General features: G+C 71.1%; 16 protein-coding genes and 1 rRNA gene. 4 read left to right on the top strand and 13 right to left on the bottom strand.

Annotation, left to right across the window (positions count from 1 at the left end):
* The first annotated feature begins 17 nt into the window (after positions 1-17).
* Positions 18-1,262, top strand: coding sequence for an MFS transporter (locus E9228_RS16230; protein WP_166781567.1), 1,245 nt, complete (start codon positions 18-20; stop codon positions 1,260-1,262).
* 24 nt (positions 1,263-1,286) lie between these two features.
* Here E9228_RS16230 and E9228_RS16235 read toward each other — a convergent pair whose 3' ends face one another.
* Complete coding sequence (locus E9228_RS16235; protein WP_252728414.1) at positions 1,287-1,751, bottom strand: TIGR02611 family protein; 465 nt, start codon at positions 1,749-1,751, stop codon at positions 1,287-1,289.
* Positions 1,752-1,873: 122 nt separating this feature from the next.
* Complete coding sequence (locus E9228_RS16240) at positions 1,874-2,209, bottom strand: TraR/DksA family transcriptional regulator (RefSeq protein ID WP_166781568.1); 336 nt, start codon at positions 2,207-2,209, stop codon at positions 1,874-1,876.
* A 48-nt stretch (positions 2,210-2,257) separates the two neighbouring features.
* Here E9228_RS16240 and E9228_RS16245 point away from each other — a divergent pair, with 48 nt between their 5' ends.
* Together E9228_RS16245 and E9228_RS16825 are read left to right on the top strand one after the other, a co-directional pair.
* A complete protein-coding gene (locus E9228_RS16245; RefSeq protein ID WP_166781569.1) occupies positions 2,258-3,295 on the top strand; it encodes an LLM class flavin-dependent oxidoreductase in 1,038 nt (345 codons plus the stop codon).
* 122 nt (positions 3,296-3,417) lie between these two features.
* Complete coding sequence (locus E9228_RS16825; protein WP_208386376.1) at positions 3,418-3,873, top strand: DUF2510 domain-containing protein; 456 nt, start codon at positions 3,418-3,420, stop codon at positions 3,871-3,873.
* A gap of 31 nt (positions 3,874-3,904) precedes the next feature.
* On the opposite strand, the gene arfB is transcribed toward E9228_RS16825, so the two are convergent.
* The 10 genes from arfB to E9228_RS16300 all read right to left on the bottom strand — a co-directional run bounded on the left by arfB (position 3,905) and on the right by E9228_RS16300 (position 14,031).
* Positions 3,905-4,327, bottom strand: a complete 423-nt coding sequence (gene arfB / locus E9228_RS16255; RefSeq protein WP_166781570.1) for an alternative ribosome rescue aminoacyl-tRNA hydrolase ArfB — start codon at positions 4,325-4,327, stop codon at positions 3,905-3,907.
* A gap of 61 nt (positions 4,328-4,388) precedes the next feature.
* Positions 4,389-5,381 carry a site-specific tyrosine recombinase XerD gene (locus tag E9228_RS16260; protein WP_166781603.1) on the bottom strand — a complete coding sequence of 331 codons (993 nt, stop codon included), beginning with the start codon at positions 5,379-5,381 and terminating at the stop codon, positions 4,389-4,391.
* A 39-nt stretch (positions 5,382-5,420) separates the two neighbouring features.
* Positions 5,421-5,990 (bottom strand): NUDIX domain-containing protein, encoded by a 570-nt coding sequence (locus tag E9228_RS16265; RefSeq protein ID WP_166781571.1) that lies wholly within the window; start codon positions 5,988-5,990, stop codon positions 5,421-5,423.
* A gap of 123 nt (positions 5,991-6,113) precedes the next feature.
* Positions 6,114-7,826 (bottom strand): CTP synthase, encoded by a 1,713-nt coding sequence (locus E9228_RS16270; protein WP_341849924.1) that lies wholly within the window; start codon positions 7,824-7,826, stop codon positions 6,114-6,116.
* 105 nt (positions 7,827-7,931) lie between these two features.
* Positions 7,932-9,623 (bottom strand): DNA repair protein RecN, encoded by a 1,692-nt coding sequence (recN, locus tag E9228_RS16275; protein WP_166781572.1) that lies wholly within the window; start codon positions 9,621-9,623, stop codon positions 7,932-7,934.
* A gap of 155 nt (positions 9,624-9,778) precedes the next feature.
* Positions 9,779-10,702, bottom strand: coding sequence for an NAD kinase (locus tag E9228_RS16280; RefSeq protein ID WP_166781573.1), 924 nt, complete (start codon positions 10,700-10,702; stop codon positions 9,779-9,781).
* Positions 10,699-11,493, bottom strand: coding sequence for a TlyA family RNA methyltransferase (locus tag E9228_RS16285; RefSeq protein WP_166781605.1), 795 nt, complete (start codon positions 11,491-11,493; stop codon positions 10,699-10,701). Before E9228_RS16285 ends, E9228_RS16280 begins: the two co-directional genes overlap by 4 nt.
* Before the next feature lie 202 nt (positions 11,494-11,695).
* Positions 11,696-11,896, bottom strand: a complete 201-nt coding sequence (locus tag E9228_RS16290) for a hypothetical protein (RefSeq protein ID WP_166781350.1) — start codon at positions 11,894-11,896, stop codon at positions 11,696-11,698.
* Between the two features lie 181 nt (positions 11,897-12,077).
* Complete coding sequence (locus E9228_RS16295; RefSeq protein WP_341849925.1) at positions 12,078-13,052, bottom strand: HAD-IIA family hydrolase; 975 nt, start codon at positions 13,050-13,052, stop codon at positions 12,078-12,080.
* Between the two features lie 31 nt (positions 13,053-13,083).
* A complete protein-coding gene (locus E9228_RS16300; RefSeq protein WP_166781574.1) occupies positions 13,084-14,031 on the bottom strand; it encodes a tetratricopeptide repeat protein in 948 nt (315 codons plus the stop codon).
* Between E9228_RS16300 and E9228_RS16305 the strand changes: the two genes are divergently transcribed.
* Positions 14,011-14,949, top strand: coding sequence for a hypothetical protein (locus E9228_RS16305; protein WP_166781575.1), 939 nt, complete (start codon positions 14,011-14,013; stop codon positions 14,947-14,949). The genes E9228_RS16300 and E9228_RS16305 overlap by 21 nt on opposite strands.
* A 472-nt stretch (positions 14,950-15,421) precedes the next feature.
* Here the strand turns inward: E9228_RS16305 and rrf are convergent.
* Positions 15,422-15,507, bottom strand: a 5S ribosomal RNA gene (rrf, locus tag E9228_RS16310); the annotation flags it as partial.

Below are 15,507 nucleotides of genomic sequence, written 5' to 3' on the forward strand. Positions count from 1 at the left end.
CAACGAAAGGGACGGCCATGCAGTCACCACGTTCCGTCGCAGGGTTCTGGATCCTCGCGACGATGCTCCTCGTCTCGGTCGCCTCGTCGGCCGTGCCGTCCCCGATCTACCCGGTCTACGCGGCCGAGTGGCACCTCACCCCGCTGATGCTCACCGCGGTGTTCGCCATCTACGTCGCCGGACTCCTGCTCAGCCTGCTCATCGCCGGACGGCTCTCGGACCACGTCGGTCGGAAGCCCGTCCTGGTGGTCGGCGGCCTCGGCGTCGCCGTCTCGCTCGGCCTGTTCGCCGTCGCCGACGGGCTCGGCGCGCTCATCGTCGACCGCATCGTGCAGGGCGTCTCGGTCGGACTGCTCATCGGTGCCCTCGGAGCGGCACTCATCGACAACTCGCTCGAGCGGCACCCCTCGCTCGCCGGCGTCCTCAACGGCGTCATCCCGCCGATCGCCCTCGCCACCGGAGCCCTGTCGAGCGGCGCCCTCGTCGAGTGGGGTCCGGCGCCGGAGCAGCTCGTCTACCTGCTGTTCGGCACGCTCCTCGTGCTCCTCGTCATCGCCCTCGCGGTCGTCCCCGAGCAGGTCGTCCGTCGACCGGGCGCCCTGCGCTCGCTCCGACCCACGGTGTCGGTGCCACGGGCCTCCCGTCGCCTGTTCCGGAGCGTCGCCGGGTCGCTCGTGTCGAGCTGGGCGCTCGGTGGACTGTTCCTGTCGCTCGTGCCGTCCGCGCTCGGCGCGGTGTTCGGCATCCACAACCACTTCGCCGCCGGTGCCCTGATCGCGGTCGTCACCGGTGTCGGCGCCCTGACCGGCCTGGCGATCCAGCGGGTCGACACCCGCCGGGCGGTCCTGCTCGGTCTCGTCGCGCTCGTCCTCGGACCGGTCGTCACCGTCACGTTCGTGTTCATGCCGTCGCTGCCCGGCCTGGTCGTCGGCAGTGCGATCGCCGGCGTCGGCTTCGGTGCGGGCTTCCAGGCGCCGCTCCGGATGCTGCTCGCCACCGCGGCCCCCACGCACCGCGCCGGCCTGCTCTCGACCATCTACGTGGTCAGCTACCTGGCGTTCGGGGTGCCGAGCGTCATCGGCGGGTTCCTCGAGCCGTCGCTCGGTCTGGTGCCGGTGCTCGCCGGGTACGGCGCGTTCATCGTCCTGGCAGCGATCGTCGCCCTCGTGCTGCAGGTCACGTCGAAGGACGCGGCCGAGGTGGAAGAGGCCGCAGCGGACGAGGTCGAACGCACCGCGACCGGATCGGTCCGCACCGTCTGACGGGCGGACCCGGGCCGCGCGGTACTAGTGGCCGGGACGAGCGGTCCGACCACGCGGGCGCTGCACCCCGACGTTCCGGTGCGCCTCGGCGTGTGCGGCGTCGACGTCCGCCTTGCCCTTGTCCGCCGCGTCGCGCATCCGCTTCGACGGCGCGTGGTGCTTCGCCCAGTCCCAGAACCGGTGCAGCTTCGCGCGGAGCCACGTGATGATGCGGTGGAAGAAGTGGAACTCGCTCGCCAGGACCGTCAGGCCGACGAAGACGACCAGCCAACCGGGCCCGGGCAGCGGCACCAGGATCAGGCCGATGACGACGATGAGGCCGCCGACGATCCCGACGAGGACCTTGTAGAACAGGTGCACGTGCGGGCGGGCGTGGATCCAGGTGCGCATGTCGCGGAACCACTGGAAGCGCTGCCGACCGCGGTCGGCCTGCTCCGCGGATGCGTCGGGAACGGCACTCCGGGGAGGCTCAGTCGGGTCGCCGTGCATGCCCGAACGCTAGGGCGCGCGGCTGGGAAACCGCGGCGGAACGGGTCCGTGTGCGGTGGGGACCGCGCATCGCGACGAGACCACCGGAGCCACCCGTGCCTCCCGTCCGGCCGGGAGGCACGTCACGAGTGGGCGACGCACGTCGCCGCCCACGGCACGGCGGCCAGGCGCGCCTCCGGGATCGGCTCCCCACCCACCGCGCAGCGGCCGTAGGTCCCGGCGTCGAGCCGTCCGAGGGCCGCGTCGACCTGCTCGACGCGGCGGCGCGCGTCGTCCCGCACCGCGCCGAGGGACCCGCGTTCCCAGGCGAGGGTCGCGCCCTCCGGGTCGTGTTCGTCGTCGGTGTTGGCACCGTCCCTGGCGTCGCTGACGTCCTGCATGCTGCGCTCGACGTCGGCCGACAGCTTCGTCGCCCGCGCACGTTCGGCCTGCAGGGCGGTCCGCGGGTCGAGGTCCATGCCCCCGACCGTAGTCGTCGGAATGGACCCCGACCCGGATGCGTTCGCATGCACATGACGAAGATCGGGTTCCTCTCCTTCGGGCACTGGCGCGACGTCCCCGGCTCGAAGGTCCGCAGCGGGCGCGAGGCGCTCGTGCAGGCCATCGACCTCGCCGTCGCCGCGGAAGAAGCCGGCGTCGACGGCGCGTACTTCCGCGTGCACCACTTCGCACCGCAGCAGGCCGCCCCCTTCCCGCTGCTGTCCGCCATCGCCGCCCGGACCAGCCGCATCGAGATCGGCACCGGCGTGATCGACATGCGGTACGAGAACCCGCTGTACATGGCGGAGGAAGCCGCGGCCACCGACCTCATCTCCGGCGGCCGACTGCAGCTCGGCGTGAGCCGGGGGTCACCCGAGACCGCCCTCGCCGGCTACCGCTCGTTCGGCTACGTGCCCGAGTCCGACGACGAGAACGGCGCCGACCTGGCCCGCGACCACACCGCGGTCTTCCGCCGCGCGATCGCCGGCGAGCCGATGGCGAACGCGAACCCGCAGATGACCGGTGCGGTCGGGTCGCTCGCGATCACACCGCAGTCCGACACCCTGTCCGAGCGCATCTGGTGGGGTGCCGGCACCCGGGCCACCGCCGAGTGGACAGCCGAGCAGGGCATGAACCTCATGTCATCGACCCTGCTCACCGAGGACACCGGCGTGCCCTTCGACCAGCTGCAGGCGGAGCAGATCGAGCGCTTCCGCAGCACCTGGCGCGAGATGGGCTGGGAGCGTGAGCCCCGCGTCAGCGTGAGCCGCAGCATCATCCCGATCATCGACGACGAGTCGCGCCACTACTTCGGCGTCCGAGCACAGGTCGAGGGGCAGGACCAGGTCGGACACCTCGACGGTGGCCTCGCCCGCTTCGGTCGGTCGTACATCGGCGAACCCGAGCAACTCGTCGCGGAACTCGCGGCGGATCAGGCCGTCCGGCAGGCCGACACCGTCCTGGTGACCGTGCCGAACCAGCTCGGGGTGGACTTCAACGCCCGGCTGCTCGCCGCCGTCAAGGACGTCTTCGCCGAGGTCGACGCCGCTCCCGCAGCGGTCTGAGACGGGGGCCGGAGGACCCGGTCCCCCCTTCTGCCGACACCCGCTCTGGGGCGGATGGAGTCGGAACGTGGCGGGTACCGTCGGATTGCACCGACGACACCCGCACACACCAGGAGCTCCCCGTGACACTGCCGGCCGCCGGCTGGTTCCCGGACCCACAGGACACCGCGCGACTGCGGTGGTGGGACGGCCACGCCTGGGGTGAGGCCACCCGGGTGCTCCCCCGTGAGGCACCGGAGCCGGTGGTGTCCGTCCTCGCGGCGATGCCCGCCGGTCCGGCGTTCTCCGTCGAGGCCTCGGCCCGCACCGTCGAGGCCCGCTCGTGGGCGTACGGCAGCACCGATCGGCGGTTCTGCGTGTTCGCGGTCCTCGCCGTCGTCGCGGCGATCGTCTCGCTCGTCCTCAACCCCTGGGGGCTCTGCAGCCTGCTCGGCATCGCCGCGGGCCTGCTCGCCCTCGTCCGTCCGGGTGCGACCGGCCTCTGGCGGGTCGTCGGGCAGAGCATCGGAGCGTCCGCCCTCGTGCTCGCCGTCGCGACCGGGGTCGTCGTCGCGAACGGGCACCTGCACCTGTTCTGAGCCCGACGCCTGCCCGGCCGGCAGGAGTCGTTCAGTCGTCCGACGGCCGCCGGCGCTGCTGCTTGGTCGCGGACCGCTGCTGCTTGCTCGCGAGGCGTCGACGCTCGGACCCGCGCGTCGGCCGGGTCGCGCGCCGTCGCGGACCGGGCGGGGCGAGCGCGTCCCGCACGAGCTCACGGAGCGCGTCGAGAGCGGCCTCGCGGTTGCGCAACTGGGACCGCCGCTCGGACACCGTCACGGTGATCGCCCCCGCGGCCGTACGCCGGGTGGTCCGCTCGAGGATGCGCGTCCGCTGCTCCTCGGTGAGGGCCGCCGACCCAGCGGCGTCCCACGTCAGTTGGACACGGCTGTCGGAGGTGTTGACGTGCTGTCCCCCGGCGCCGGACGACCGCGAGAACCGCCACTGCAGTTCGGACTCGGGGATCGTCAGCCCCGGCCCCACCTCGAGGTCCATGCGACCAGGGTCCCACGGTCACCGGTCCCACGGTCACGGTGCTGCGGCACCAGCGCTCCGCCTACCGTCGCGCCCGCGGGTGCGCCGTCTGGTAGACGTCCCGCAACATGTCCGCCGTGACCAGCGTGTAGATCTGCGTCGTCGCGACACTCGCGTGCCCGAGGAGCTCCTGCACCACCCGGACGTCGGCGCCGCCCTCGAGCAGGTGTGTGGCGAACGAGTGCCGGAACGTGTGCGGTGACACGTGCGCCGTCAGCTCGGCCCGCTCCGCCGCTGCCTGGATCACGAGCCAGGCGCTCTGCCGCGACAGCCGCGCACCGCGAGCACCGAGGAACAGCGCCGGAGTCGCGGTCCCCCGAGCGGCGAAGACCGGCCGTGCCCGCACCAGGTAGGCGTCGACCGCAGCCCGGGCGTAGCTGCCGAGCGGCACGATCCGCTGCTTGTTCCCCTTGCCGGTGACCCGCACCACGGACACGTCGGTGTCGTCGTCCGCGACGCCGTCCACGTCGGCGAGGGTCGTCACGTCGTCGACGGACAGCCCCACCGCCTCCGAGATGCGGGCGCCGGTCGCGTACAGCAGTTCGAGGAGCGCCCGGTCCCGGAGCTGCACGGGGTCGTCACCGACGACGGAGCCGATGAGCCGCTCCATGTCGTGCACCGAGATCGCCTTCGGCAGCCGCATCGGAGCTCTCGGCGGTCGGACCGAGGCACCGGGATCGAGCGGCAGCCAGCCCTCGCCGGCCGCGAACGCCGAGAACGAGCGCACCGAACTGAGCATGCGCGCGACCGACCGGGGAGCCAGCGGCCCCTCCGGACGGGTGGCCAGGTGCTGCACGAACCCGGCGAGGTCCGCACGTGCCAGGCGTCCGACGTCGTCGAGGACCCCCGACCCGCCAGCACGATCAGCACCGGTGGAGTCCACGGCGGGCTGCGTGCCGATCCACTCGCCGAACGTCACGAGGTCCCGCCGGTAGGCCGACAGCGTGTGGTGCGACAGGCCACGCTCGATGGCGATGTGCCGCAGGTAGTCCTGCACGGCACGCTCGAACGGCATCACCCGTCGAGGGTACCGGGCGCGGATCAGTCGAGAGCGCTAGCGGCGCTCGGCGGCCTCCACCGCGAGCGTCGCCACGATGAGCGCCGAGTTGTGCAGACGCCCCTCGAGGATCCCGGCGACGAGCTCGGCGCGCGGCACCCAGCGGATCACGATGTCGGCCTCCTCGGCCTCCCGCTCGAACGCCGACGAGGTCGCCCGCACACCGGTCGCCCGGAAGACCTCGATGAACTCGTTGCTGCCGCCCGAGGACGTGTTGTACCGGACCAGGTGCTGCCAGTCGTCGGCCTCGACGTCGGCCTCCTCCGCCAGCTCACGCTTCGCGGCGGTCAGGTGGTCCTCGCCCTCGTGGTCGAGCAGGCCGGCCGGCAGCTCCCAGTCGCGCAGCTGCACCGGGTGTCGGTACTGCTGGATGACGAGGACGCGGCCGTCCTCGTCCTCGGCGAAGACCGCGACGGCGCCGGTGTGGTCGATGTACTCGCGGACCATGTCCTTGCCGTTGTAGTCGACGGTGTCCCGGGTGATGTCCCAGACCGCTCCCTCGAACACGCGCTCGGAGGCGGTCACGTCGAAGGAGGCGGATTCGTCGGCGATCGGTGCATCAGTCACCTCGCCATCCTGCCCCACCGACGACGGGGCGCGTCCAGACCGGCGGATGACGGACGGGAGGCTCCCCACCAGCTGGTGGGGAGCCTCCCGTCAGACACGTGGTCGCGACCGCGACCTACCGGATCAGGCGACCGCTTCGGTCTCCGGGTCGAACAGGCGCGTCGACTCGTTGCGCTCGATCGCCGCACCGACGAGGCCCGCGAAGAGCGGGTGCGCGCGGTTCGGACGCGACCGGAGCTCCGGGTGCGCCTGCGTGCCGATGTAGAACGGGTGCTCCGCGCGGTCCAGCTCGACGTACTCGACGAGGGTGCCGTCGGGCGAGGTGCCGGAGAAGACCATGCCGGCGTCCGCGATCTGCTCGCGGTAGTGGTTGTTCACCTCGTAGCGGTGACGGTGACGCTCCGACGCCTCGTCCGCACCGTACAGCTCAGCGGCCAGGGAGCCCTCGAGGAACTTCGCCGGGTACATGCCCAAGCGCATCGTGCCGCCCATGTCGCCGCCGGCGATGATGTCGACCTGCTCCGCCATCGTCGCGATGACCGGCGTGGAGGTCTCCGGGTCGAACTCGGTGCTCGACGCGTCGAGCAGGCCGGCCTCGTGCCGGGCGTACTCGATGACCATGCACTGCAGCCCGAGGCACAGCCCGAGCGTCGGGATGTTCTGCTCACGGGCGAACTTCAGCGCACCGAGCTTGCCCTCGATCCCGCGGATCCCGAAGCCGCCCGGGATGCAGATGCCGTCCACGTCACCGAGGTTCTTCGCCGCGCCCTCGGGCGTGGTGCACTCGTCCGAGGCGACCCACTTCAGCGTGACCTTCGCAGTGTGCGCGAAACCGCCGGCACGCAGCGCCTCGGTCACCGACAGGTAGGCGTCGGGCAGGTCGATGTACTTGCCGACCAGGGCGATCGTGACGGCCTTCTTCGGCTCGTGCACCGCGGTCAGCACGCCGTTCCACCGCGACCAGTCGACGTCGTGCGCCTCGAGGCGGAGGGCCTCGATGATGACCTGGTCGAGACCCTGGTCGTGCAGCATCGTCGGGATGTCGTAGATCGACGGGACGTCCACCGCGTTCACCACGGCGTCCTCGTCGACGTCGCACATCAGCGCGATCTTGCGCTTGTTCGCGTCCGAGACCGGGCGGTCGCTGCGGAGCACGAGGGCGTCCGGCTGTATGCCGATCGACCGGAGCTGCGCGACCGAGTGCTGCGTCGGCTTCGTCTTCTGCTCGCCCGAGGCCGCCATGAACGGCACCAGCGAGACGTGCACGAAGAACACGTTGTTTCGGCCGAGCTCGTGGCGCACCTGCCGTGCCGCCTCGATGAAGGGCTGCGACTCGATGTCACCGACCGTGCCGCCGACCTCGGTGATGATGACGTCGGGCTGCGGGTCGTTCTCGGACTGCTCGCGCATCCGACGCTTGATCTCGTCGGTGATGTGCGGGATGACCTGGACGGTGTCGCCGAGGTACTCGCCGCGGCGTTCCTTGGCGATGACCGTCGAGTAGACCTGACCGGTCGTGACGTTCGCCGACTGCGCCAGGTCGATGTCGAGGAAGCGCTCGTAGTGCCCGATGTCCAGGTCCGTCTCGGCGCCGTCGTCGGTCACGAAGACCTCGCCGTGCTGGAACGGGTTCATCGTGCCCGGGTCCACGTTGAGGTACGGGTCGAGCTTCTGCATGACGACCTTGAGGCCGCGTGCCGTGAGCAGGTTGCCGAGGCTGGCCGCCGTCAGGCCCTTGCCGAGAGACGAGACGACCCCGCCGGTCACGAAGATCTGCTTCGTCACCTTCGGGGTCGCGTTCGAAGAATTGGTTCCGCCGCTGAGAGTGTCCGCCACGGGATTCCATCGTACGTCAGAAGTGCCGGGAGGCGCGACCCGCGTTCGCCGGGCGCGTTGCGACCGGCGGGTGCGCACCCCGTGGCGGCGGGCGCCTCCTGTCCGTCAGGCGGAGTGCCCCGCGACCTCGAGGAGTTCGCGTGCATGCTCCATGCCGCTCGCGCTGTCCCCGAGCCCGGAGAGCAGCCGTGCCATCTCCTGCAGGCGGTCGTCGCCGTCGAGGCGGCGGACGCTCGACGACGTCACCGCGCCGCTGGCGTCCTTGACCACGTTGAGGTGGTTGGTGGCGAACGCCGCCACCTGCGCCAGGTGCGTGACCACGATGACCTGCGTCCGTTCGGCGAGCGCCGCGAGACGTCGTCCGATCTCGATCGCCGCCGCACCGCCGACGCCCGCATCGACCTCGTCGAAGACGAACGTCGGGACGGTGGTGCTGCCGGCCATCACGACCTCGATCGCGAGCATCACGCGCGAGAGCTCACCGCCGGACGCGCCCTTGCCGATCGGGCGCGGGTCGGTGCCCGAGTGCGGCTGCAGCAGGATCGCGACCTGGTCGCGCCCGTGTCGCCGGAACTCGCCCGCGTCGGTGACCTCGACCACCAGCGTCGCACCGGCCATCGCGAGGCTCTTCAGCTCGGCGGTGACGCGCTTGGCCAGGTCCGTCGCCGCCTTCGTCCGCACCTTCGTCAGTGCGGAACCGGCAGTCTCGAGCGCTGCCCGGTCGGTCTCGACGGCCTGCTGCAACTGCACGATGCGGTCGTCGTCGCCGTCGAGCTCGAGGAGCCGGTCCGAGGCCCGCTGCCCGGCGGTGATGACGTCCTCGACGGTCTCGCCGTACTTCCGGATCAGGCCGACCAGCAGCGCGCGTCGTTCGTTGATGATCTCCAGGTCGTGGCCGGCCTCGGGCTCGAGCGAGCCGATGTAGCTCGACAGCGAGGCCGAGGCCTCGCTCGCCTGGATGCCCAGCTCGGTCAGCTGCTCCAGCACGGGCTGCAGCGCCGGGTCGACCCCCGCGACGCGCTCGATGGCGCGCCGGGCGGACTCGACGAGCCCGATGACGTCCGGGCCGTCGAGCGACTCACTGGACACGGCCTCGTGCGCCAGGCCCGCCGACAGTCGGAGGTCCTCGAGGTTCCCGAGTCGCTCGGCACGTTCGGCGAGCTCGGTGTCCTCACCCGGCTGCGGGTCGACGGCCTCGATCTCCGCCGAGGCCTCCCGGAGGCGCGCGGCCTCGGCGAGCCGTTCGTCGCGGTCACGGGTCAGCGTCTCGAGGTCTCCGGCGTGCTGCTGCCAGGCGTCGAACACGGCCGTGTACTTCGCGAGGGCCTTCTCGACCGCCGCCCCGCCGAAGCCGTCGAGGGCTGCCCGTTGGGCGGCAGCGGAGGTGAGGCGGATCTGGTCGGACTGCCCGTGCACCGTGACGAGTTGGTCGGCGAGCTCGCCGAGCACCGCGACCGGAGCCGTCCGACCGCCCACGGTCGCGCGGCTCCGCCCTTCGGCGGAGACCGTGCGGGTCAGGATGAGTTCGCCGTCCTCGACGGTCCCGCCGGCGTCTTCCACCCGTTCCGCGACGGCGGCGTGGTCCGGCAGCACCCAGCGGCCTTCGACCACCGCGTTCGGGGCGCCGCGTCGGACCGAACCGGCGTCCGCACGGGCACCGAGGAGCAGGCCGAGGGCGGTGACGATCATCGTCTTGCCGGCGCCCGTCTCACCGGTCACGACGGTGAAGCCGGGACCGAGTTCGAGGGTGGCGTCGCCGATCACGCCGAGGTCGGAGATGCGGATTTCCTCGATCACTGGATGTGCTCCTGCTGCTGGTTCACGTCGTGGTGCCGGTGCTCGTGCTCGTGGGGGTGTGCGTGGGGTCGCTCGTGGAGGTGCTCGTGCGGGTGCTGGTGCTGGTGCTCGTGAGTGCTGCGCTGGACCTCAAGGGGTGCGTGCAGGCGCCTGCGTCACACGTCCTCGTCGTCACGCTGCGGCCCACGCCACCCCGCGACCGGCAGTCGGAACTTCGCGACCAGACGATCGGCGAACGCGGCGTCCTTGATCCGGGCGACCCGCACCGGTTCCGGGGACCGACGGACCTCGACCCGAGCCCCGGGAGGCAGGTCGTGTGTCCGCCGTCCGTCACACCACAGCACGCCCACGCCGCTGGTGCGACGCAGGACCTCGACGGCGAGGACGCGGTCCGGTCCGACCACGATCGGCCGGGAGAACAGGGCGTGAGCGCTCAGCGGCACCATCAGGATCGCGTCGACGTCGGGCCACACCACGGGACCACCGCCGGAGAAGGAGTACGCCGTCGAACCGGTCGGGGTCGAGAACACGACGCCGTCACACCCGAAGGAGGACAGCGGTCGACCGTCGACCTCGGTGACGACCTCGAGCATGCGCTCACGGGAGGCCTTCTCCACCGTTGCCTCGTTGAGCGCCCAGCTGGAGTAGACGATCTCGTTGCCGACGACGACGTCGACCTGCAGGGCGACACGTTCCTCGACCTTGTAGTCCCCCGTCAGGGCACGCTCGACCGTTTCGGCGAGACCGTCGCGCTCGCTCTCGGCGAGGAAACCGACGTGCCCGAGGTTGACGCCGACGATCGGGGCCTTGGTACCGCGGGCCAGTTCAGCAGCACGGAGGATCGTGCCGTCGCCGCCGAGGACGATGACGATCTCGATCTCGTCGGGACGGACGTCGACGCCGAGGATGTCGACCTGCCCGACCGACGCTTCGGCGCGGCGGATGTCGGCGTACTCGTCGAACGGCATCACAGGGGTGAGGCCGGCGTCGTGCAGGATGTCGCACACCTCGACCGCAGCGTCGATCGAGTCACGCCGACCCGTGTGCGAGACCAGCAGAATGTGTCGTTCGTCGCTCATGGAGCTCCCTCCGCCAGTTCCGTCGCCCGGAGGATCCATTCTGTCGGGTTCTCCCCGGCACCTCGCTGGAGACGCGCGAGGTACTCGTGGTTGCCGTGCGTCCCGACGATCGGCGAGGGCGCCAACCCCGCCGTTCCGAGGCCAAGGTCCCATGCGGCCCAGAGGACGTTCATCAGGGCGTCCTGCCGCAACGACGCATCGCGGACGATCCCCTCACGGATGCCGGTCCGGCCGACCTCGAACTGCGGCTTGACCAGCAGGACGAAGTCGTCGGCCGGGACCGCTTCGACCAGTGCGGGCAGCACCATGCGGAGGCTGATGAACGACAGGTCCCCCACCACCAGGCTCGTGCGCTCCGCCGCCGGATCGAGGGCGAGGTAGTCGGTGCTCGTGAGGTTCCGCGCGTTGACCCCCTCGACCACGACGACCCGTTCGTCGCGGGCGATCACCGGTGCCAGCTGACCGTGCCCCACATCGAGGGCGATCACCCGCGAGGCGCCGCGCGCCAACAACACCTGCGTGAAGCCACCGGTGGAGGCGCCCACGTCCAGGATTGTCCGCCCGCTCGGGTCGACCCCGAACGCATCGAGCGCGCCGACGAGCTTCACCGCAGCACGCGAGACCCATTCGTCCTCGGCGTCGACCACGATGTCCGCCGCAGCGGAGACCGGGGTCGAGGCCTTGACGACCGGGACCCCGTCGATCGTCACACGACCGGCCGCGATGAGAGCAGCCGCTGCCGTTCGCGACCGCGCGAGCCCTCGAGCGGGGATGGCCGCGTCGAGGCGCAACGTCGCGGTCGGCGTCGTTGTCGTCTGGTCGGTGCTGGTCGGCTGGCCGGGGTCGGTCGCCTGGCCCGTGTCGGTCGACTGGTCGGTGGTGTTCGTGGGTGCCGTTCCGTTCGTGGGCGTGATGATGCTCCGGGTCGTGCTCGGGGTCCGGGTCGTGCTCGCGCTCGGGGTCCCGGTCGGGTGGTCCGCGGTGACGTCGGACTCAACCACGGCCGTCTCCGCCCCGCTCGAGCCGGGTCCGGAGTTCGTCGTGCAGCGCCGCGAACGCGTCTGCACGGTCAGCGAGCGCGAGGCGCTCGACGTCCGCAACCCGGTCCCCCATGCTGCCGCCGACCGCCGTTCCGGAACGGTCGTCGAGGCCGTCCTCGGAGGGCTGCCCGCCGTCCTCCTGCGGAACCGACACCGGCGCACGACCGTCGCCCTCGCGCGGAACGTCGGCAGGGCCGGCCGTTCCGCGGGGCGGGCCAGGGGTCGGTCGCGGCGGACCCGGTACAGCTCGCGGAACCGCGGGAGTTCCGTCCGGAGCAGCCGGGAGGACGGCGCCCGTCACGTCGTCCGTCGGCGCTGGTTCCACGCCCATCACGCTACTCGCCGCCGTACAGCGCCGGGTCCACGTCGAGGCCGTAGATGGCCAGGCCAGAGTCCCAGATCGCCGTCGCACCCGCGCGCAACAGGTCCATCTCGTCCGGGCCGACCTGCTCGGCGCGGACGACGTGTCCGCGCATCGTGACCGTCGACTCACCGACCGTGACCCGACGCGTTCCGTCCGCGTCCTCCGAGCGGATGGTGACCGGGTACGGCTCGTGCAGTCCGCGGAGGTCCCGCAAGACGTAGGTCGGCCGCGAACGCTGGTCGGCCGCGAGGACCTGCTTCGGTTGGTCGATGCCGGTGAGCACGAGCACGCTCGGGATGCCGGCGTCGTTCGCACCCTTGATGTCCGTGTCGAGCCGGTCCCCGATGAACAGCGGCCGCTCGCCCCCGAACCGCGCGAGGGCCGCGTCGAAGATCGGCCGCTCGGGCTTCCCCGCAACCACCGGCATGCGGCTCACCGCCTGGTGCACAGCCGCGACGAGCGTGCCGTTCCCGGGGGCGATGCCACGCTCGACCGGGATCGACCAGTCCATGTTGGTCGCCACCCACGGCACGGAAGCGTCGGCCAGCGCGAAGGAGGCCTCGGCGAGCTGCTTCCATCCGAGGTCCGGTGAGAACCCCTGGATGACCGCTGCAGGGTCATCGTCCGCACTGTCGGTCACCACGAACCCGGCCTGCTCGACGATGGTCGTCAGTCCGAGACCTCCGATGACCAACACCCTCGACCCTTCCGGGACGAGCGTGGCGAGCAGCCGAGCACCTGCCTGTGAGGACGTCACGACGTCGTCTGCGGTGACCTCGAGCCCGTACTGCTCGAGGTGCTCCGCGACGTCGATCGGGCGCCGCGAGGCGTTGTTCGTGATGTAGCCGACGCGCGCCGACGTGGCGGCTCGGGTGAGGGCCTCCACGGCGTGCGGGATGGCGTTCCGACCCCGGTACACGACTCCGTCGAGGTCCGTCAGGACCACATCGATGCCGTCGACCGGAGCGCGCGGGGAATCAGCCGGCTGCGGACCCGTCGATGTCCCGTGGGTTGTCCTCGTCGACCTCGCCGGGCTGGTCTCCGGCGTCGTCGGAGTCGTCGTCGAGGTCGTCGTCCCCGAGGGTGCTGACGTACCCGTTGCCGGGCTCGGCGTCCCCGAGTTCTGCGTCGTCGAGCTGGACGGACTCGTCTGCGCTCGGCTCGTCGTGTCCGGGCTCGTCGTCCCCGGGCTCGTCGTCTCCGGGCTCGTCGCTGTCGGGCTCGTCGTCTCCGGGCTCGTCGTCCCCGGGCTCGTCGAACTCGTCGACTTCGATCGCTTCCTCGACCACATCCACTGTCTCCCAAGCATCGTCTTCAGCGGCTTCCGCGAGGGCTTCGGCCGCGCGGTCGACGCGGGCCCACCACTCGTCGGCCTCGTCCTGGCGGCCGAGCTCCTCGAGCGTGGCCGCGTAAGCACTGTAGAGCGCCGGTGACCAGGTGTAGGCCGTCGACGGGTCGAGCTGTGGAATCTCCAGCTCGCCGAGCGCGGCTGTGGGATTCCCGAGGTCGAGACGTGCTCCGGACATCGCGATCGCGAGTTCGACCTGCACCGGCGTCTCGAGAGCCGCGCGGTCGACGGACCGCCCGAGCTCGAGAGCACGTTCGGGGCGACCGAGCCCACGTTCGCAGTCCACCATCATCGGGAGCTGGTCGTTGCGCCCGGAGATGCGTCGGTAGGTGCGCAGCTCACGGAGTGCCGTGGCGAAGTCGCCCAGCCGGTAGGCGGTGATCGCCGCGGTCTCGCGGACGACAGCCACGCGGCCGGCACGACGGGCAGCGCTCAACGCGTGCTGGTTCGCCTCTTCCGGATCGGAATCCACGAGCAGTGCTGCGGTGACGAGGTGTCGTGCCACCCAGTCCGCGTTGTCCTTGCTGAGGGTCTTGAGCTCAGCACGGGCCGCGGGGTGGAGGTCGCGTGCATCCACTTCCTCCGGGATCTCCGGGTCGTCGTGGCGCGGGCGGATCGAGCGGGTGCCGTACGGGTCGCGGTCCTCCCAGTCGTCACGAGCGGCCTCACCGAAACGAGCACCGGCGGAACGGTTGCCGTCCCCGAAGCGCTTGCGCTCGGTGCCACCGTCGCGGGAGGGACGGTCGTCGTTGCTGCGGAAGGGACGGTCGCCATCACGACGGGGACGGTCATCGTTCCCACGGAACGGACGATCGCTGCTGCGGACCGGGCGGTCGCCATCACGACGGGGACGGTCGTCGTTGCTGCGGAACGGACGGTCGCCATCGCGACGGGGACGGTCATCGTTGCCGCGGAACGGTCGATCGCTACCGCTGCGGACCGGACGGTCACCGTCCCGACGGGGACGGTCATCGTTGCCGCGGAAGGGACGGTCACTGTCGCGACGCGGACGGTCATCGTTGCCGCGGAACGGACGGTCACCATCACGACGGGGCCGGTCATCGTTCCCACGGAACGGACGATCGCTGCCGCTGCGCACCGGACGGTCGCCATCGCGCCGGGGACGGTCATCGTTCCCACGGAACGGGCGATCGCTGCCGCTGCGCACCGGCCGGTCGCCATCGCGACGGGGACGGTCATCGTTGCTGCGGAACGGACGGTCACCGTCCCGACGGGGACGGTCATCGTTGCCGCGGAACGGACGGTCACCATCACGACGGGGACGGTCATCGTTGCCGCGGAACGGACGGTCGCCGTCGCGACGGGGACGGTCATCGTTGCCGCGGAACGGACGGTCACCATCACGACGCGGTCGGTCATCGTTCCCACGGAACGGACGATCGCTGCCGCTGCGCACCGGCCGGTCGCCGTCGCGACGGGGACGGTCGTCGTTGCTGCGGAACGGACGGTCACCATCACGACGCGGACGGTCTGACGCAGGCCGATCCGATCGCCACGAAGGGCGATCGCTCCGTGCGCCACCATCGCGGAAGTCGCGGCCGGCGGGTCGACGATCGGTGCTGTCGCCGCGGGGACGGTCGCCACGAGGAGCACCCCCGGCTCGTTCGCCCTCACGCCGTTCGAAGTCACGCGGACCAGACGACCAACGACCGCTGTCGCCTTCGCGTCGAGATCGATCCGGACGGTCTCCGTCACGCCCGTCTCGTCGCTGTTCGTCGTCGTTCGCCACCGTAGCTCCTCATTGCGTGCCGAAGACCTGTGTCTCGGCGATCGTCCGCTGTGTCGTTGTGTGTAGGGGCAGCTCGGCTGCCCACCTGCGCCCAGTTCATCATGAACGGGACGCAGAGTCGACCTCGAGCGGCTCAGATGAAACAGAAAATGGCCACCGGCCCTCACGAGAGCTTTCGCTCCCGATGGAGGGCCGATGGCCACATCATTGAAAAGAAGTCCGGCGGCGTCCTACTCTCCCACAAGGTCCCCCTTGCAGTACCATCGGCGCTGAGAGGCTTAGCTTCCGGGTTCGGAATGTGAC

Source organism: Curtobacterium salicis, assembly GCF_011759505.1.
Taxonomy (GTDB): Bacteria; Actinomycetota; Actinomycetes; order Actinomycetales; family Microbacteriaceae; genus Curtobacterium; species Curtobacterium salicis.